Origin of the sequence: Pseudomonas sp. ok266, assembly GCF_900110195.1 — a bacterium.
GTDB lineage: Bacteria > Pseudomonadota > Gammaproteobacteria > Pseudomonadales > Pseudomonadaceae > Aquipseudomonas > Aquipseudomonas neuropathica.
This window is the reverse complement of record NZ_FOCU01000004.1, coordinates 360,121-379,403: the sequence shown is the minus strand read 5'-3', so window position 1 is coordinate 379,403 and position 19,283 is coordinate 360,121. Positions and strand designations below refer to the sequence as shown.

Genomic DNA, 19,283 nt, shown 5'->3' with positions numbered 1-19,283 from the left:
CGTGCTGGCTTTAGGCCGCAATTCCTGTTTTGCAGGGGTTTGAGTCAGGTCGTGGCCATCGAGTCACTTTTAAACCGCGTTATCGTTCTTCGCGAGCAAGCTCGCTCCCACAGGGGATTTGCGTCGTTTACAAATTCCCTGTGGGAGTGAGCTTGCTCGCGAAGGGGGCCTTAAAGGCGCCCCATCAACCTCAGGCGATCACTACACCGTCAGCACTCAGGCTATTCAGCGACACCCCGACCAACGTCACCGAATCGTTGCCAAACGTCAGCACCGTGTCCTGCCCGACAGTCGCAGCATGAGCCCGGAAATCCTCCGCCGGCAAAACGCCCTGCACACCGAGAAACACCAGTTTGTCATTGGACGTGAAACCGAGCACCCGATCCTGCCCAAACGCACCGTTGAACAGAAACGTATCCGCCCCGCCCCCCGACTCCATCAGGTCGTTACCGGCGCCGCCGACAAACACGTCATTGCCGACGCCACCCATCAGGTGATCGTTGCCGTCCAGCCCGAACAACCAGTCGCCACCGGCATGCGCCTTCAACGTATCGGCGCCGCTGGTGCCTTTGACGCTGGATTCGTACGCGGTGACGTTGTTGCCGACCTTCAAGCCGCTGGCCGTGACGCTGTGGGTCACGTCGTCCTTGAACAGGCCCCAGAGAAAGCCCGGTTCCTTGGTGACAATGCTGCCGATATCGCGGGTGATGCTGATCCCGCCGTTGGCGTCGCGCACGTACAAATTGCCGGTACCGTCATTGGCGAAGTCGAAGTTCTTCACCGCACTTTGCAGATCGAGGGTGTTGCTGCCCTGCCCGCCGAGGATAACGTTGTAGCCACCACTGTCGCGGAAGGTGTCATTACCGGCGCGGCCTTCCAGGTAATCGTTGCCGCTACCGCCCTGGATCAGATCGTTGGCGTCACTGCCAATGATGAACGTGCTGCCCTTATGGGTTTCGGCGTTGCGGTTGAGGTCCTGTACCCAGGTGTTGGCCCGCGCCGGGTCCGAGAGGTTGGCGACAATGATCGTCGAGTCGCGGCTGGTCAGGTCGTAGAATTTTGAGTCGATCACCCGATTCATGCCGTCGCCATACGCGGTCGGCAAGTGCGAGATCCAGGTGGGAATGTTGAGGATCGAGTACGGCAGCAGATTCCACGCGGTCGAGGCGTAGTGATCGTTGAAGCTGACGATGTTGTCGGTGGCCGATACTTTGGGCGCATCGTGCACGCCGATCGAAGCACCGGTGAAGGTCGAGCCGTCGAGGGCGCGGAACACCGGGTCGTTTTCGTAGCCGACGTTGAGCACTTTGTCGGTGCTGCTTTGCGTTGGCGAGGCGTAGGCGATGTAGTTGGAGTCGGCAAAGAAACCACCCCACTTGCCACCGCTCAGGTCGGCCATGCTGTTGACCGCCAGGCCACCGAGGCTGTGGCCACTGACGAGAACGTCCTTGCCGCTGAGGCCGTTGGCCTTGGCAAACGCCACCACGTCATTGAGCAGATTGCCGAAGGCTTCGCCGACGTAATTCTTCGCGTAATCCTTGGGACCGAAGGCGGCGAGCAGGTCGTTGATCACGTCGCCGATGGAGTCGAGGATCAGGTTTTCCCGCGGGCCGCTGGTGCCGCGAAAGGCAACGCCGAGTTCGGTGAGATGGCCCTGGGCGTCGTACTTGCCGAGGATTTCCACTTGCGCGGTGGTGTAGCCGGCCTTCTCGCCGAAGAAGGTTCCGCGCGCATCGGTCTTGCCGTCATAGCCCAGTTGCGAGGCGGTGATGGGCGTCCAGCCGGCCTTTTTCACCGCGTCGAGGGCGAGTTTTTCCGAGTCGGGGTTCCACGGAATGCCGGGAATCACCCCTTGCGAATCGGTGCCGCCGAGCAGCGCCGTGACCAGCGTGGCGGGCAGGCCGAGGCCGAAACCGTTGTGCTGATAACCGGCGGCAAAGCCGTTATCGAGGTTGTGATAGGAATACAGCGTGATCGCCATGGCATCGTTGAACAACGCCTTGGAATCGGCTGTGCCGAAGTTCTTGTAGTCATACACACCCATTGCTATTGCCTCTCTCTTGTTGGAATTGTTAGAGATAGCTCACAGCCAGGGCGCCCCACGGGGACGCCCCGGAGCATTTCAGTACTACTTGTTGCTGTTCACTGTGGGAGCGAGCTTGCTCGCGAAAGCGGTGTGTCAGGTACCAATACTTCAACTGACCCTACGCATTCGCGAGCAAGCTCGCTCCCACATTGGATCTACGCGAACATGAAACTGGAGTCCGACAGGTTAGCCACTCCCACCCCGACCAGGGTCACGGCAAAGTCGCCAATCTTCAGCACGGTGTCGTTGCCGGCCTGCGCCGCGTGCTGCTTGTAGTCGTAGCCCTGCCCCGCGCCTTCGACGCCCATGAACACCAGTTTGTCGCTGCCCTGATAACCGTTGATGGCATCAAAACCGAACGCGCCACTGAACAGGAAGGTGTTGTTGCCACCCACGGCGGTCATCACGTCATTGCCGGCGCCACCGACGAAGGTCACATGACCCTTGTCGCTGATCAGTTTGTCGTCGCCACCGAGGCCAAACAGCCAGTCACCGTCAGCCGTGGCGTGCAGCGCATTGCCGTAGCCATCGCCGCTGAGCGAATGGTTGTACTGGGTCAGTTCGTTGCCATTGGTCAAACCCTTGGCGGTGACGCTCCAGGTGATTTCCTTGCTGCCCCACCACGAACCCGACTCCTTGCTCACCAGCGCGCCGATGTCGCGGGTCATGCTGATGCCGCCGTAGGCGTCGCGCACGTACAGCGTGCCGTCCCCATCGTTGGCGAAGCTGAAGTTCTGCAACGGTTTCTGCAGTTCGAAGGTGTTGTGGCCCTGGCCACCGAGCAGGATGTTGTAACCGCCGTCATCACGGAACCGATCATCACCGCCCAGGCCTTCGAGGAAGTCGTTGCCCGCGCCGCCCTTGAGCCAGTCGCTGCTCTGGGTGCCGATGATGAACGTGCTGCCGGTGTGCGGCTCGCCACTGCGGCCGAGATCTTCGACCCAGGTCTTGCCGCGAGAAGCTTCTTCCAGATTGGAGACGATGATCGTCGAGTCTTTATGCGTCAGGTTGTAGAACTTCGAATCGATCACCCGATTCAAGCCATCGGCATAGCCCAGCGAGCTGTGGGCCGACCAGTTCAACGGATTGATGATGCTGAACGGCACCAGGTTCTGCGCGGTGGACGCGTAGTTATCGTTGAAGTTGACGATGTTGTCAGTGGTCGAATCGTGCGGCTTGTCGTGCTTGCCCATCGACGCGCTGCTGAAGGTGGTGCCGTCGAGTACACGGAACACCGGATCGTTCTCAAAGCCGATGTTCAGCACATTGTTGCCGGTGCTGCTCTGGGTTGGCGAGGCGAAGGTGATGTAGTTGGCGTCCTTAAAGAAGCCGCCCCAGTTGCTCGCGCTCAACTCGGCCACGCTGTTGACCCCGAGCCCGCCGAGGCTGTGGCCGCTGAGCAGCACGTCCTTGGCGCCGATGCCGTTGGCAATGGCGAACGCGGCGACAGCCTTGAGCAGATTGTCGAAGGCGTTTTTCGCGTAGTTGCTCGCGTAATCCGAAGGCCCGATGGCGGCCAGCAGGTTGTTTTTCAGGTCGCCGAAAGTATCGCTGTAACCCAGCCCACCGGTGCCGCGAAAGGCCACGCCGATGCCAATCAATTTGCCGGCAGCATCATACTTGCCGAGCACTTCGGCCTCGGCACTGGTGAAGCCGTCCTTCTCGCCGAAGAACGTGCCTTGCGGCCCGACCTTGCCCTGATAACCCAGCGCGGTTGCCGTGAGCGGCGCCCAAGCAGTGGCCGGCAACGGCTTGCCTGTCGGCGTGTAGGCATACAGCGTCAGTGCGATGGCGTCGCTGTACAACGCTTTGCCATCGGCATTTTTATAATCGAACAGTCCCATGTTGTGCTCTCTCTTCCTTCAAAAACCGGCAGCTCCGCAGAACTGCCGGAACGCCTTAGAACTGCCAGTCGAGGGTCAGACCCACGCCGTGGTCTTTCTCGTTGTTACCGATCAGGCCGTTGTAATCCAGGTTCACCCGCACATCGCGATTGAGCGCCAGACCCGCACGCACACCGACCACCGCCGCATCGCGATCCATCGACACGCTCTGCACGGTGAACGCGCTGTTGCCATTGGCAAACGCCAGATGGCTGTCGGCATCAACGTTGCTCAGGTTGTGCTGCCAGCCGAGGCTCGCACCCAGCTCAAGTTGATGCTGATCCGACAGCGCGAAGCTGCGCTTGGCGCGCACGCCGAGGGTCGACAGCACCACATCGCGGTTGTCCTCACCGCCCTTCAGCGCGGCGGCGTCACCTTTTTCAGTGAAGCTTTCGGTGTTCAGGTGCACATAGGACAGATTGGCGAACGGCTCCAGGTTCATCGGTTGCAGGCCCAGATCATAGGCGGCCTCGGTGAACACTTGCGTGGTTGCGGCATCGTGCTTGGTCTTTTGTTTTCCGCTCACGTCCCCGAACTGCAGGTCACGTTTGACATCGACACGGTGCCAGCTATAGGCGCCACCGACGGTCAGACGCAGCGCGTCGATCTGATGGCCCAGGTACGCACCCAAGTGGTAGCTGTCGACTGACGCCGACGAATGCGTGCCGCTGCCCATGCTCAATGAGCTGTCGCTATAACCGGTAACGAAACCCAGACGGGTATCTTCAGCGATCAAGCCGTCAACACCGGCCAGCAGGCCGCCAATGGAGCTGTTGGAGTCGGCATTGTCATGCCCGCCATCGCTCTTGCCCCACGAACCCAAGACCTTGACCCAGGCGTTGCTGCGATCGTCAGTCGGTGCGCCAGCGTTGAACAGATCACGCTCGCGCAGACGTTCGCCAACGGCTTCACGCAGGTATCGGCTGTCGTTGATCAGCATCGTGCCAATGGCCGGATGGATCTCGCCGGACAACTGCTGGAAGGCTTGCTGCGCCGACGCCGCATTCGGCGACAGCAACAGGGTTTCAAACAGCGCGTTACCAGCGCCCAGACGCTCGGCCGCCGCACCGACCGCACGCTGGTTCGGCGTCAAACCGACGCTGGCGAACGAAGCGTCGTTACGCCCGACCGCCAACTGGATGCCATCGGCCGAGTACGCCAGCGTGCCGCCGAGAAAGGCGTAATCCGGCAACACCTGACCGAAGCGGCCTTCAATACCGCCCGCCGCTTGCAGGATGTTGTAGCGCGTGCCGAGCAGGCTTTGCACTTCATTGGTGCTCAGCAGCGTCGGGCTGTTTTCCAGCGACATGCTCACCGTCGCGCCTTCGATGACAGCTTTGCCAGTGGCGATGATCTGATCGCTGCTGGTCGGCGACAGCTCTACGGCGTAGGTCGAACCCGGTGCAAAGGTCACGTCACCGGCCACATTCATTGTGCCGATGGAATTACCCGGCGCCACCGTACCGCCGCTGTTCACCGACAGCGTGCCGATGTGGCCATTGCCGCCGAGGATACCGCCGTCATTCACCGTCACCGCCGATTGCAGCGAACCGTTGATGGCCAGGCGCCCCTGATTGACCAGGGTCGGGCCGCTGTAAGTGTTGTTGCCGGTCAGCACCAGTGTGCCGATACCTTGCTTGGTCAGACCGCCGTGGCCGGAAATGTCGTTGCGCCAGGTGTCGAGGCCGCAGGTAATGTCGGTGCACACACGCTCGGTCGGTTTGCCTTGATCGATGATTGCGCCGATGCCCGGCAGATCCGCGACAAACTGGCCGGAGCCGTAAGCGCCGTCGATACGGAATTCCGCTGGAATGTCCTGCTCAGTGACGAACATCGACGGGCCGTCGATGCCCTTGCGCAGGTTGATCATGCCCCAGCCGTACAAGGCGTCGATGCCCGGTGCGCCGAGGTCGGTGGCCGTAGTGCGCAAGACCGTGGCGACCTGATCACCGCTCATGTACGGGAAGCGCTCGATCAGCACCGCCATGGAACCGGCGACATGCGGCGCGGCCATCGAGGTGCCGTTGTAGTTTTTGTAACCGGTGGTCAGGTTGTCGGCGTTGGTGCCTTCGATGATCGAGCTGAAAATCTTTGTGCCCGGCGCCGAGACGCAGAAACTCGCGGTATAGCCGCAACGCGAAGAGAACGTACTCATGATGTACGGGTTGGCGCTGGCCAGATCCGGGTTCTTCTGCAGCGCAGCGACGGTGATCCAGTTCGGCGCGATGTCCGGAACGAAATAGCCGAGACCGGCGATGGCGTCCGGGTTGTTGAGGTTGTAGTCGTTGCCGGCGGCGAAGATCGTCACGATGCCGCTGCGTGCGGCGGCAATCGCACCGTCGTAGGCGCCGCCGGGCTTGCTGCCGAGCAGCGTGCGGATCTCGTTGAACTGCACTTGCGCGTCATTGACGGTGAAGTGCGGGTACGCCGGATCGCGGCCGCCGAGGTCGAAACGGTCAGTGATGCCGATGCCCCAGCTGTTGTTGATGATCCGCGCGCCGCTGGCGATCAATGCGTCCCAACCGGCCTTGTACACCGCGCCGTCGTTACCGCGAACGATGCCGTCTTCCGGGCCCGGGTCGCCGTTGTCGGCGCTGATGATCTGCGCACCGAATGCCACACCGTGCATCGGCCCGCCGTCGCGACTGCCGGCGGCAATGCCGCCAACGTGGGTGCCGTGGGCGCCGAGTTTGCCGTCGGAACCGACCGAGGGCGAACCGTCATAACGGAACGCATCGCCGGCTTTGACCGGGATGTACGGGTCGGTGTATTCGCGAATCCCGCTGGTGACCAGGGTGACGACTTTATTGCTGCCGGAAAACTCCGGGTGCGCGGCATACACCGGCTGATCAAAGATCCCCAGTTTCACGCCTTTGCCGGTATAGCCGGCGGCGTAGGCGTGATCGGCACCGATCGCGCCCAGGCCCCAATCGGCCTGGAACTCGGCACTGCGCCAACTCGACGGATCGCCCGTACGACCGCTCTCCACGTAGGGTGCGGCGTGGGCGGTGCCGATGGCACAGAGCACGGCGAGCGTGAGGGTTTTCAGGGCAAAGCGGCCTCCCGTTTGCGCGGGGGTATTGTTGTTATTCATCCAGCGACCTTCCTTAGTGATGTTGCGAAAAATCCGTCTCTTCAGCTGTTGATCGTTCCCACGCTCCGCGAGGGAATGCCTCTAGGGACGCTCTGCGTCCAGTGACGCGGAGCGTCACGGGCTGCATTCCCACGCAGAGCGTGGGAACGATCGGAGCGCGGCAGTTAGAACTGCCAGTTCAGGCTCAGGCCAACGCCATGCAGCTTTTCGCGACTGGCCAGTTGTCCGTTGTAATCAAGGTTGACCCGTACATCGCGGCTCAGCGCGAGGCTGGCCTGCACGCCGACCAGTGCGGCATCGCGTACCAACGCGGAACTCTCCACCGCGTAAGGCGTGCCACCGCTGGCAAAGCGCAGATGCTGCTCGGAGTCGATGTCGCTGAGGCTGTGCTGCCAGCCGAGATGGCCACTCACGTCGAGTGATTGCGCGGGCGAAAGATTGAAGGTCTTGATCGCTCGCACGCCGAGGGTGCTCAGCACCGCGTCACGTTGATCGCCGGAGCTTTTCAACGCCGCAGCGTCGCCCTTCTCGGTCAAACCTTCAGTGTCCAGATGCACGTAAGCCAGGTTGGCGAATGGCTCCAGCGCCAGTGGTTGCAGGTGCAAGCGATAAGCCGCCTCGCCGAACACTTGCGTGGTCGCCGCATCGACCTTGGCTTTTTGTTTGGCACTGACGTTGCCGTATTGCAGGTCGCGTTTCACATCGGCGCGATGCCAGCTGTAGGCCGCGCCGGTGCTCAAGCGCCACGCGCCGAGTTCACGGCCGGCGTACGCGCCGAGGTGATAGCTGTCGACCTTGGCCGAGGAATGCGTGCCCGAACCCATGCTCAGCGAACTGTCGCTGTAACCGCTGACCAGACCGATGCGGGTCTGCTCGTCCAGCGCGCCATCGACACCGGCCAGCAGCCCGCCAATCGAGGTGTTGTAGCCCGCCGTGTCGTGGCTCGAACCGGTCGTGCCCCAGGCGCCGAGCGCCTTGACCCAGCCATTGCTTTGCGCAGCAGTTGTGTCGTGCAGACGCTCGCCTACTGCGTCACGCAACTGGCGGCTGTCGTTGATCAGCATCGAACTCAACGCCGGGTAGATCTCGCCGCTCAACTGCTGAAACGCCTGTTGTGCGGAACTCGCATCGGGTGAACGCAACAGGCTTTCGTACACCGAGCTACCCGCGCCCAAACCTTCGACGGCAGCCGCCACCGAGCGCTGATTCGGCGTTTGCCCGACACTGGCGAAGGTGGTCGAGTTACGTTCGATATCGAGTTGAATGCCATTGGCGGCGTAGTCGAGGCTGCCGCCGATAAACAGGTAATTCGGCAGCACGGCACCGAATTGGCCCTGAATGCCGCCGGCCGCTTGCAGGATGTCGTACTGGCGACCGAGCAGGCTTTGCACCTCGGTGGTGCTGAGCAGCGTCGGGCTGTTTTCCAGCGACAGGCTGACCGTGGCGCCGCTGATAGTGGCGGTGCCGCCGGCAACGATGCGGTCGCTGCTGGTTGGCGACAGTTCAACGGCGTAGGTCGAGCCCGGCGCGAAGTTCACATCGCCAGCGACATTCAAGGTGCCGATGGAGTTGCCCGGCGCCACGCGGCCGCCGCTATTGGCGGTCAACGCGGCGATGCGGCCGGAACCGCCGAGGCTGCCGCTGTCATTCACCGTCACGGCAGACGTCAGCGAGCCGTTGACCGTGAGCAAGCCGCCATTGACCGTGGTTGCACCGCGATAGGTGTTGTCGCCGGTGAGGATCAACTGGCCGCCGCCGGACTTGATCAGGCTGCCTTGATACACCCGGCTCGCCGCTGCCGTATCACGGGCAGTGCCGACCGCGTAATCGGTCTGATCCTGCTGACTGGCACCGGCAGCAACGCCGTTCTGCCAGCCCTTGTCTTGCAGGGTTTGCTGCCAGGCGCTGTGCTCGGCGAGGTCTTCCGCCTGCCGCTGAATCAACGCCTTGTCGGAGATGTCATTGCTCCAGACATCGCGCTGCCCTGCCCCCAAGTTGGCATCAAACGCACCGAGCAATTGCCCTGGCCCGCGCATCGCCCGGTTCAGGTTGACCACGCCCCAGCCGACCCGCTCGGTCGGCGCAGCGGTGACAGAGCCATCCAGTTGCGTCGCGGTAGTCAGCAGCACTTCGAGCGCCTGCTGATTGGTCATGTACGGGTAGCGTTCCATCACCAGCGCCAGTGCCCCGGTCGCATGTGGCGCCGACATCGAGGTGCCGGACTTGATCGCGTAATCACCGCCGGGAATGGTGCTGTCGATCTTCGCCCCCGGCGTGGTGATACACCAGTATTTGGCGAGGCCGCACTGGTTGTACTTTTGCTGATTGCTTTGATCGAGGCCCGACACGGCCAGCCAGTGGCCTTCCAGATCCGGCTGAAAGTACGGCAGCGCGGAACGCACGCTGGCGTTCGGATAGCCGCTGTTGCCGGCGCTGAATACGTTGATCACGCCGCGCCGGGAAACATCCGCTGCCGCATCGAGCCAGGTGCCTTTATTCCAGTGCTGAGCGTACGCGGCGTGCAGATCGGCCAGTGTCCGGTAGCTGACATCCGGCGGCTGGCTGCCCCAACTGTTGTTGATCGCGCGCACGCCGGCATCGGCGAGGGCGTCGTATACCGCCTTGAAATAGCGCGGATCGGGGTTGGGGCCGAAGAGGAAGCTGTCGTTTTTGTTGGTGTTGCCGACGTAGATCTGCGCGTTGTACGCCACGCCGTGCATGCCGGTACCGTCGCGTGAGGCGCCCATGGTGCCAACGACATGCGTGCCGTGGGAGTCGTTGTTGGGGTTGAGGATGCCATTGACGTTGAACAGTGAACCGTCAATGTAGCTGCCGCTGGCCATTACCGGGTGATAGCGGTCGCTGGCAAATTCCGGGTGGGCGGCATCGAAACCGGAGTCGAGGGCGCCGATTTTCACGCCTTTACCGGTGATGCCGGCGGCGTAGGCTTGCTCGGCCTGCATCCGGCTCAGGCCCCAGTCGCGGAGGAATTCGGCGCTGCGCCAACTGCCGGGATCGCCGGGTTGGCCGGTTTCGAGATATTGCGCCTGAGCCTGGGTTGCGGAAATCACAAGCAGCAGGGTACCGACCGAAATTGGCTTGATGCGTACGTCCATGTTCACCACTCACTTTTATTGTTTTATGCAGGTTCTTTTGCGGTGTTGCCTGTTCCCCTCACCCCAACCCTCTCCCCCAGGAGAGGGAGCTGACCTAGGTGTTTTGCGTCTTACATCGACCTGAAAAACCGCGTCGCTCATCCCCTCACCCCAGCCCTCTCCCTCAGGAGAGGGAGCTGACGGCGGTGTCTTGCGTCATGCATCGAGCTGAAAAACCGCGTCGCTCATCCCCTCACCCCAGCCCTCTCCCTCAGGAGAGGGAGCTGACCGAGATGTCTTGCGTCATGCATCGACGTGAAAAACCGCGTCGATTGTGGATTCAGCTGGTCTCGCATCGACCTGAAAAACCGGCTCGATGCTGGATTCGGTGCCGCTCGTTCACGTCGGTGTACTTCTGCAATATCCCCGGATCAGTCCCCTCTCCCCCTGGGAGAGGGTTAGGGTGAGGGCTGTTGAGCGACCACAAAAGCCTCATCCACCCGCGCCAGATCCTGCTCGTTCAAGGTCCCGGCGTAGTAATGCAACTTGGTCCAGGCCATCAAATAGTCGTACCGCGCCTGCGCCAGATCGCGGCGCGTGGTGAACAACTGCTGCTCGGCGTTCAACGCGTCGAGGTTGGTCCGCTCACCACCGAGGATGCTTTGCTTGGTGGACACCACCAGCGCTTCCGCCGAGCTCAATGCCTTCTGATAAGCGCGCAATTTGCTCACCCCGGACAAACAAGCGCTGAACTGCCGCCGCAGTTCAATCAACGTCTCACGCGTCTTGCCGTCCAGCTCGTACTCCGCCTGCTCCATAGTGCGGCTGGCCTGACGCGTCGACGCCGACACCCCGCCACCGGCATACAACGGCACGCTGACTTCAAAACCGATGGTGTTGGTTTCATAGCGCTGGTTGTAGGTGTTGCCACTTTCCGATTCGTTCTGGCGCATCGAGGCATAGGCGCTGACTTTCGGCAAATGCCCGGCACGATTGCGCTCCACTTCATACCGCGCGACTTCCACGGCTTGGCGTTGCGAAGCCAGATTCGGGTTATTGCTCACCGCCATTTCATGCCAGGTATCGTAATTGGCAGGCATCAGCGCGAAGGTCTGGAAGTTCTGATCGAGCGGCGCCAGATCCCCGATGTCCACCGCCGGCGTGCCGACCAGTGCACCCAGTTCCCGTAGTGCGGCGTCCTGTTCGTTGCGCGCTTCGATCTCTTCGGCAGTCGCCAGTTCATAACGCGACTCAGCCTCGAGAATATCGGTACGCGTGCCCTCGCCCTGCTTGAACATGTGTTCGTTCTGCTGGAACTGCTGCTCGTACGCCTTCTTCTTCGCCTGCGCGATGTCGATCTGATCCTGCGCGAACAGTGCCTTGGTGTAGTTGTCCAGCACGCGAACCAGCAACTCCTGGCTCTTGCCGCGAAAGTTCTCGTCGGCAAACAACGATTGCGCGACACCTTTGCGATACGCGGCATAAGCCTCGTAGTCGAGTAGCGGTTGTTGCAGGGTCAGCGCCGAGCCGTAACTGCTGTAGTTACGATCGTCGGTACGGTTACGCGCGCGCTCATCGAGAGACGTAGCTTTCGACGAGTTGCGCCCCTTGTTGTAGGTGTAACCGATGCGCGGCAACAGGCCGGCGCGGCCGATGGCGCGGTTTTCCAGGCCGGCATCGCGTTCCTTTATCGCGCCGAGGAACACCGGGTCATTGCGCAACGCCTGTTCGTAGATCTCGAACGGCCCCATGGCCGCCACTGCCGAGTGACTCGCGAGCAGCAAGAATGCTGCTGCGAGCGTGGAAAGCTTATTCATACAGCCGCACATCCTTATTCTTCGGTCAGCGCAGAGCCGGCCCGGTCAAGCAGCGGTTTGAACAGATAGTTGAGCAGTGAACGCTCACCCGTACGCACGAACATTTCTGCCGGCATGCCGGGCTTGATCACCAGACCGTTGAGTTTTTCCATGGCCTGGTCGCTGACACTGCTGCGCAACACGTAGTACGGCACGCCGGTTTTCTCATCGACCATCTGGTCGGCGGAAATCAGGCTGACTTCTCCCGGTACACGCGGGGTTTTGCTCTGGTTGAACGCGGTAAACAGGATGTCCACCGGCAAATGCGCGCCGACCTTGTCGATCAGGTTGATCGGCAAGTGCCCTTCCACTTCCAGCGTGGTGCCTTGCGGGACGATCTCCAGCAACGTTTCACCCTGACGCACCACCGCGCCTTCGGTGTGCACGCCGAGGTTGACCGCCACGCCATCGGCAGTGGCGATGATTTCGCTGTGTTGCAGGTCGAAACCGGCGGAAGTCAGTTGCTCCGACAGAGTCACGCTTTTCAACTGCGCGTCGGCCAGTTGCGTGCGGACTTCCTTCTGGTATTCCTCGGCGTGCTGTTGCAGTTTCAGCCGCGACTCGAGGATGCCCTGCTCCACGCGACCGCTTTCACCGGTGTTTTCCGCCAGTTGCTGCTGCACTTGCGACAGTTGGCGCTGGTATTCCATCAAGCGGTTGCGCGGGATGTAGCCGTTGTCGGCCAGCGGTTGCAAGTTGCTCAACTGTTGTTGCAGCGAGTCGGCCTGAGCATTGAGATCAGTGCGGGCGCGGCGCATGCCGGCCAGTTGCGCGGTGGCGCCTTCGATGCTTGCGCGCAGTCCGGCCTGCTCGCGGTAGTAGGCCTCGCGACGGCTGCTGAACAATTGCCGCTGACCTTCCAGTACCAGTGCCAGACGCGGGTCCGGATCATTGCTCAGCTCAGCCGGAAAGGTCACTTGCTTGAGGTTGTCACGCTCAGCCTGCCAGCGCGCGAGACTGGCCCAGGCCATGCGGTATTGCGCTTGCAGCGACTGCACGTCAGCGGCGACTTGCGTTTGATCGAGGCGGAACAGCGGCTGGCCCTGCTTGACGATTTCGCCTTCGCGCACCAGGATCCGGCTGACCACGCCGCTGCTCATCGACTGCACAGCTTTGCGCTTGCCCGACACAACGACCGTGCCTTGCACCGGAATACCTTGATCCAGCGGCGCCAGGGCCGCCCAGGTGAAGAAACTGCCGGCGCCAACGATCGCCAGAATCCAGCCCATGCGCGCGAAAAACTTCGCATCGCGCTCCGGGCGTTCGGTGATGTAGGCGTGTTCCATGCTCGCTTCGTTTTCAGTGTTCATGCTTGCGCTGCTCATACACCCGAATTCCTTGTCGAGGGCTGATACTGACGGCTCATGCTGAGCCCGCCCGGTGCCGGTGCAGGTTTTTCCCGTTGTTGTTCTTGCTGGCCGGAAAGTGCCTTGAGCACGTCCTGACTCGGGCCGAAAGCTTGCAGACGCCCGTCATTGAGGACCAGCAATTTGTCGGCCTGGGCCAGTACCGAAGAACGGTGCGTCACCAGCACCACCGTGGTGCCTTGCGCTTTAAGCGCGGCGATGGCGCTGGCCAATGCGGCTTCGCCGACGGTGTCGAGGTTGGAGTTCGGTTCATCCAGCACCACCAGGCTCGGTGTGCCGTACATTGAACGCGCCAATGCCACGCGCTGCTTCTGGCCGCCGGACAAACCACTGCCGTCCTCGCCCAGTTGCGTGTCGTAGCCTTGCGGCAGGCGCAGGATCATTTCGTGGACGCCGGCCTGTTGCGCAGCGGCGACGACTTTCTGCGGATCGGCCTCGCTGAAACGCGCAATGTTCTCGGCGATGCTGCCGCTGAACAGCTCGATGTCTTGCGGCAGATAACCGATATAGGGTCCGAGTTGGTCGCGGTTCCAGCGATGGATATCCGCGCCATCGAGACGCACGGTGCCGCCGAGGGTCGGCCAGACCCCGACCAGCACACGGGCCAGCGTCGACTTGCCGGAACCGGAAGCACCCAGCACACCCAGCACTTCACCGGCGCCCAAGTTGAAATTGACCATTTGCAGGGTCGCCGCACGTTGCCCCGGTGGACCGGCGCTGACTTGTTCGAAGGTGATCTGGCCTTTCGGCGCCGGCAGCGCCATAGCGTCGTCACTCGGCGGGAACGCTTGCAGCAATGCGTCGAGACGGCGGTAAGCCAGCTTCGCCCCGCTCCACTGTTTCCACACCGCAATCAACTGGTCGATCGGACTGAGCACGCGGCCCATCAGGATCGAACCGGCGATCATCATCCCGGCGGTCATATCACCCTTGATCACCAGCAAAGCACCCAGGCCCAACACCAACGATTGCAGGCACAGGCGCAGGGTTTTGCTCAACGAGCTGATCACCGCACCGGTGTCACTGGCCTGGTTTTGCAGGCCGAGGAAACGCGAATGCACCTGGAACCAGCGCTTGCGCAGCGAACCGAGCATGCCCATCGCCTGAATGGTTTCGGCATTGTGCAAATGGCTGGTGGCCAACTGGCTGGACTTCTGCGAATAACCGGCCGCTTCGCCCAGCGGCTTTTTGGTCATGTATTCGTTGAGGCAGGCCAGGCCGATCAGCAGCAGTGCGCCTGCTGTGGCGAGCACACCGAGCCAGACGTTGAACAGGTAAATCACAAACAGGTAGACCGGGAACCATGGCGCATCGAAAAACGCGAACAGCGCAGGCCCGGTAACGAATTGACGAATGTGTGTTAGATCGCCCAGTGATTGCCCGGCGTTGCCCTCGCCCTTGAACAGGTTGCGCTCGAACGCCGCCTGGTAGACGCGCAGGTTGAAGCGGCGCTCCAACTGGCTGCCGATGCGAATCACGATAAAGCTGCGCACCACTTCCAGCAGGCCTATAAAGGCGAAGAAACCGACCACCATCAGCGACAACATCGCCAGGGTCGTTTCGTTCTGCGACGACAGCACCCGGTCATAGACCTGGAGCATATAGATGGAGGGCACCAGCATCAGCACGTTAATCAGTGCGGTAAAACAGCCGACGCTGATCAGGATACTTTTGTAGTCACCCAATGCCTTGAATAAGGGAGCGGTGGCTGGGGCCTTCGCCATCTTCATCGATTTTTCCTGAAATGATTGGGCCCGCCACACTTGGGCGGGGCTTCAATTAATGTTCCGCTTACCTGCGAAAGATGACTTGCAAGTACCCGTTTACACTTTCATAACAACTTGCGCAAATAACAGCGGTGCAGTTGTCGTTCGGCGTTTCTTATAACCAGCTTGTGGCGCTTTATATTAAAACCTTGTCGAAAACTGGATCATCATTACTATTGCGCTGCGCGCTCAAGTGTAATCACCAGGCCCGACTTCAAAGTGGTCAGATAAAGCCCGTCACGTTGTCGGCTGAAGAACTGGATTCTTGAGCCTTCCTTGCCGGTGATGGACAGGCCGTCAGGGTCGGGAAACCAGCCGATCGATGTTTGCTCAAGCCATGCACCGAGGCAATCGGCGCCCTCTCCCAAGGTCTTGTTTACATTCAATACCAGGGCGCAGGTATTGGAAGGTTTGTCCTGCTGCTTTTGCGCTTGCGGGTCCTCACCTCGGGTGGACAACGTCGCTTGCCACTGCCCGGCAAATACTGAAGGTTCTTCAAGTCTGAGGCTGCTTGCCATGCTGGTTTCTCCTGAAATCATGATCAGCGCCGCCGAGAGCCACGCCATTGCCTTGTAGGTAAAAGCTTTACAGATCATAGGAATATTCGCTCCGGCGTGTAGCCTTGCTTACCGAGCAACACGATGCAAGTGGAGAAAGCGGCGTATCACACGCCGCTTTCCACTTCTACATCACGCCACGATGTCGCTGGTGGCTGCCTGGCCAACGGTGCTGACCTGGAAGTCCGCCACGCCGTGCCCGGAGAAGTCCACCGACAGCAGGCTATTGCCACCCGACGAAGTCAGGATGGCGTCACCGGCAGAACCGGTGAAGCTGCTGACGAAGTGCAGGCCGGCACCGTTGGTGATACCGGTCAGATCGATTTTGTCGAGACCGCTGACGAAATCGAGGATCTGATCAATCGCACCTGGCTTGGAGTCCGAGCTGGCCGCGAACACAAAGGTGTCCGAACCGGCGCCGCCCCACAGCTTGTCAGCACCACCGCCACCCCAGAGGATGTCGTTGCCGGCACCGCCCTTGAGTTCGTTGGCCACGCTGTTACCGATCAGCAGATCGTTGCCGGAACCGCCGATAGCGTTCTCGATGATCGCGCCTTTGGCGATGGATACGTTGCCCACCATGCCGCCAACGTCGGAGAACGAGGCGTCATTGAGGTTGATCTTCTGGTTCTGGGTGAAGCCCGAGAAGTCCAGAGTATCCTTGCCGCCCGCGTCCCACACCGAGAACACCACTTTGTCACTCGACGACGAAGCGCTGAGGAAATCACGGCCAGTGTTGGAGTTGAAGCCGTAGGTGGTGTCACCGGTACGGGTGGTGGTGTTGGCACCGTACAGCTTCTGGATGGCAGCGATATCGTCCATCAGCGGGCCGGACGAATACGCTTCGACACCGCCCTTGCTGAAGTTCTGATTGGTGTTGCTTTCGCTCCAGTAGCTCATGACGCTATAGCCGCGAGTGTCTTGGCCGTAGGACGCGTCGTTGTAGGTCGGATTGCCATTCCCGGCGTTGTAGTCACCAGGGTGAGCGAGGCCCAGGCTGTGGCCGATTTCGTGAGTCAGGGTCTGACGACCGTAGTTGTTCAGATCCGGATTCTTGTTCTGCGTGTAGCCACTGTTGATCAGGTACCACGAGGTGCCGTCATAACCGGCGCCGGTGCCTGGCAGATAGGCGAACGCTGCAGCGCCATCCTGACCACCGCTGTAGTTACCGAAGGTCATGTGGCCGTCACCGCCCGAGGCTTTCTCGGTGAAGGTCACGTTGGCCACGTCAGCCCAGGATTGCATGGCGAGCTTGGCCTGGGCCTGTTGTTGTGCACTGAACTGACTGAACCCAGTGATCCCGTGCTTGTTCATCGTGCTGGACGATGCCGAGGTCAGGAACGTATAGGTGAGTTCGATCTTGCCGCTGCCATCCTTGTCCTGGTAGGCAGCGCCGTCGCGCAGCAACTGGGTTGCGGCCTGGTCGACGGAAAAGGAGGGTTTGCCATTGACCGTGAGGTTGCCACCGCGGTCGTACTGATGGCTGAAGCTATTGATCTGGTTGTACGCCGAGCTGAAGGCTGACAGCTGGAAAGCCTGTTCGGCGGTATCAATAGCATTCGTTTTAACTTTCGACATAAACACACTTCCTTGTTTAGCAATGGAACAGTTTTTGTCCGATAGGACTCTCTCTGGCGAGATCGTCCTATCACTCGCCCAATGAAGGCGTAAGAAACCTGACACAATTTGAAATCTGCCGTAAAGGATTTTTTTGAGATCAAATCGAGCTGTTTCCGGAAACTGCCGTAAACAAAGCGTGCGAGGTCGAAAGAATGTTTTAGTTGCGGTGCTTTTGCCTAATTGTCTGACGATTTTCTATTTAAATATTAAATATGGGTAAGTTGTTTTTTGTTAGATGCGTCTCACTTTGCTGCACTTTATTAGTGCAATGACATTGTATTGATATCAACCCTTTAAACGCTGAAAGACATTGTGGGAGCGAGCCTGCTCCGGGCGGCGTTCCGACGAAGGCGTCGAGTCAGACAACATTGATGTTGAATGACAGATCGCCTTCGTCGGAACGCCGCCCGGAGCAGGCTCGCTCCCACAGGGATTTATGTATGCCTGGGTGATTAGCTACCAGTCCGGATCTTGTTCCACACCCGCGTGCGGATCCGGTCAATGTTCAACGGCATCGCCTCCAGCGCAAACAGCTTGCCCATCATTTCCGGGCTCGGGTAAACCTTGGTGTCGTTCTTGATCGCCGGGTCGATCAGGCTGTCGGCCTGCTCGTTACCATTGGCGTAGTGCACGTAGTTGCTGATGCCGGCCATCACATCCGGGCGCAGCAGGTAGTTCATGAAGGCGTAACCGGCCTTCTCGTCCGGCGCATCGGCCGGCATGGCGACCATGTCGAACCAGATGGCTGCGCCTTCCTTGGGAATGTTGTAGCCGATGTCGACACCATTCTTGGCTTCCTTGGCGCGGTTCTCGGCCTGCAGGATGTCGCCAGAGAAACCGACCGCCACGCAGATATCGCCATTGGCCAGGTCGCTGGTGTATTTCGAGGAATGGAAGTAGCTGACGTACGGCCGCACTTTCATCAGCAGTGCTTCAGCTTTTTTATAGTCTTCGGGATTTTTGCTGTGGTGCGGCAGGCCCAGGTAGTTGAGCGCCGCCGGCAGTAATTCCGGGCCGTTGTCGAGGATCGCCACACCGCACTTCTGCAGTTTTTCCATGTACTCGGGCTTGAAGATCAGGTCCCAGGAATCCACGGGCGCATCGTCACCCAGCACCGCTTTAACCTTGGCGATGTTGTAGCCGATGCCAGTGCTGCCCCACAGATAAGGGAAGCCGTGTTCGTTGTTCGGGTCGTTGGTCTGCAGCGCTTTGAGCAGCACCGGATTGAGGTTTTTCCAGTTCGGCAACTGGCTCTTGTCGAGCTTCTTCAGCGCCCCGCCCTGAATCTGCCGGGCCATGAAGTGGTTGGACGGAAACACCACGTCGTAACCGGATTTGCCGGTCATCAACTTGCCGTCGAGGGTTTCGTTGCTGTCGTAGACGTCATAGGTGACCCCCACGCCCGTCTCTTTTTCGAAGTTCTTGGTGGTGTCCGGCGCGATGTAGTCGGACCAGTTGTAAACCTTGACCGTTTCCGCTGCCTGAGCAAGGGAAACGGCGAGCATCAGCGGTGCCAGAGCGAGGGTCTTGCGGATCATGGATCGATTCCTGTGTGGGTTTTCTTTTTTGTTGGCAGGCAATCAAAGGATCAAACAATCAGAAAATCAGCACGTAGCTCTTGCGCACGGTTTCCTGGATATCCCAGATACCGAGCGTGTTGGCCGGCAACATCAGTGCGTCGCCACCTTGTATGTGCAGGGTTTCGCCGCCACCGTCGGGGGTGAACGTGCAGCGCCCGGAAATGAAATGGCAGAACTCCTGCGCGGTGATCTGCCGACGCCAGCGCCCGGGCGTGCATTCCCAGACGCCGGTTTCGACGCCGTCATCGCGCTCGACGCTGGTGGTCGAAGCAATCGCCACCGGCTCGCCGAGGGGCACGGCCACCGGGTTGGACTCATCCAGTTGCAGGGTTGCGGTGTTTTTAAACTGGGTAATGCTCATGGTCTGACCTGTCTTTTG

11 protein-coding genes are annotated in these 19,283 nt (G+C 60.4%); all 11 read right to left on the bottom strand.

Going from position 1 to position 19,283, the window contains the following annotated elements; genetic code table 11:
* Window positions 1-190: 190 nt before the first annotated feature.
* The 11 genes from BMY54_RS09520 to BMY54_RS09470 all read right to left on the bottom strand — a co-directional run bounded on the left by BMY54_RS09520 (window position 191) and on the right by BMY54_RS09470 (window position 19,265).
* Window positions 191-2,044 (bottom strand): polyurethane esterase, encoded by a 1,854-nt coding sequence (locus tag BMY54_RS09520; protein ID WP_093431337.1) that lies wholly within the window; start codon window positions 2,042-2,044, stop codon window positions 191-193.
* Between the two features lie 197 nt (window positions 2,045-2,241).
* Window positions 2,242-3,930, bottom strand: a complete 1,689-nt coding sequence (locus tag BMY54_RS09515; RefSeq protein ID WP_093431334.1) for a polyurethane esterase — start codon at window positions 3,928-3,930, stop codon at window positions 2,242-2,244.
* Window positions 3,931-3,985: 55 nt separating this feature from the next.
* Entirely contained in the window at window positions 3,986-7,063 is a 3,078-nt protein-coding gene (locus BMY54_RS09510) for an autotransporter serine protease (protein WP_093431331.1), read from the bottom strand.
* Between the two features lie 164 nt (window positions 7,064-7,227).
* Window positions 7,228-10,179 carry an autotransporter serine peptidase EprS gene (locus tag BMY54_RS09505; RefSeq protein ID WP_093431328.1) on the bottom strand — a complete coding sequence of 984 codons (2,952 nt, stop codon included), beginning with the start codon at window positions 10,177-10,179 and terminating at the stop codon, window positions 7,228-7,230.
* 437 nt (window positions 10,180-10,616) lie between these two features.
* Window positions 10,617-11,987, bottom strand: coding sequence for a TolC family outer membrane protein (locus tag BMY54_RS09500; protein WP_093431325.1), 1,371 nt, complete (start codon window positions 11,985-11,987; stop codon window positions 10,617-10,619).
* Between the two features lie 2 nt (window positions 11,988-11,989).
* Window positions 11,990-13,339: an HlyD family type I secretion periplasmic adaptor subunit gene (locus tag BMY54_RS09495; RefSeq protein WP_034154169.1), complete on the bottom strand. Its 1,350-nt coding sequence runs from the start codon at window positions 13,337-13,339 to the stop codon at window positions 11,990-11,992.
* Window positions 13,336-15,111, bottom strand: coding sequence for a type I secretion system permease/ATPase (locus tag BMY54_RS09490; protein WP_093431322.1), 1,776 nt, complete (start codon window positions 15,109-15,111; stop codon window positions 13,336-13,338). The genes BMY54_RS09495 and BMY54_RS09490 overlap by 4 nt, the downstream gene beginning before the upstream one ends.
* Window positions 15,112-15,320: 209 nt before the next feature.
* Entirely contained in the window at window positions 15,321-15,743 is a 423-nt protein-coding gene (locus BMY54_RS09485) for an AprI/Inh family metalloprotease inhibitor (protein WP_175559573.1), read from the bottom strand.
* 93 nt (window positions 15,744-15,836) lie between these two features.
* Window positions 15,837-17,282 (bottom strand): serralysin family metalloprotease, encoded by a 1,446-nt coding sequence (locus tag BMY54_RS09480; RefSeq protein ID WP_093431320.1) that lies wholly within the window; start codon window positions 17,280-17,282, stop codon window positions 15,837-15,839.
* 494 nt (window positions 17,283-17,776) lie between these two features.
* The gene (locus BMY54_RS09475) at window positions 17,777-18,862 is read right to left on the bottom strand and encodes a polyamine ABC transporter substrate-binding protein (protein ID WP_077572997.1); all 1,086 of its coding nucleotides are present in this window, start codon (window positions 18,860-18,862) and stop codon (window positions 17,777-17,779) included.
* A 58-nt stretch (window positions 18,863-18,920) separates the two neighbouring features.
* A complete protein-coding gene (locus BMY54_RS09470; RefSeq protein ID WP_093431317.1) occupies window positions 18,921-19,265 on the bottom strand; it encodes a cupin domain-containing protein in 345 nt (114 codons plus the stop codon).
* Between the last annotated feature and the right edge of the window lie 18 nt (window positions 19,266-19,283).

Coding starts and splice junctions, on each gene's coding strand:
- BMY54_RS09480 (WP_093431320.1), bottom strand. CDS start 17,282: ATGTCGAAAGTTAAAACGAATGCTATTGATACCGCCGAACAGGCTTTC.
- BMY54_RS09470 (WP_093431317.1), bottom strand. CDS start 19,265: ATGAGCATTACCCAGTTTAAAAACACCGCAACCCTGCAACTGGATGAG.
- BMY54_RS09475 (WP_077572997.1), bottom strand. CDS start 18,862: ATGATCCGCAAGACCCTCGCTCTGGCACCGCTGATGCTCGCCGTTTCC.
- BMY54_RS09500 (WP_093431325.1), bottom strand. CDS start 11,987: ATGTGCGGCTGTATGAATAAGCTTTCCACGCTCGCAGCAGCATTCTTG.
- BMY54_RS09505 (WP_093431328.1), bottom strand. CDS start 10,179: ATGGACGTACGCATCAAGCCAATTTCGGTCGGTACCCTGCTGCTTGTG.
- BMY54_RS09490 (WP_093431322.1), bottom strand. CDS start 15,111: ATGAAGATGGCGAAGGCCCCAGCCACCGCTCCCTTATTCAAGGCATTG.
- BMY54_RS09495 (WP_034154169.1), bottom strand. CDS start 13,339: ATGAGCAGCGCAAGCATGAACACTGAAAACGAAGCGAGCATGGAACAC.
- BMY54_RS09510 (WP_093431331.1), bottom strand. CDS start 7,063: ATGAATAACAACAATACCCCCGCGCAAACGGGAGGCCGCTTTGCCCTG.
- BMY54_RS09515 (WP_093431334.1), bottom strand. CDS start 3,930: ATGGGACTGTTCGATTATAAAAATGCCGATGGCAAAGCGTTGTACAGC.
- BMY54_RS09520 (WP_093431337.1), bottom strand. CDS start 2,044: ATGGGTGTGTATGACTACAAGAACTTCGGCACAGCCGATTCCAAGGCG.
- BMY54_RS09485 (WP_175559573.1), bottom strand. CDS start 15,743: ATGATCTGTAAAGCTTTTACCTACAAGGCAATGGCGTGGCTCTCGGCG.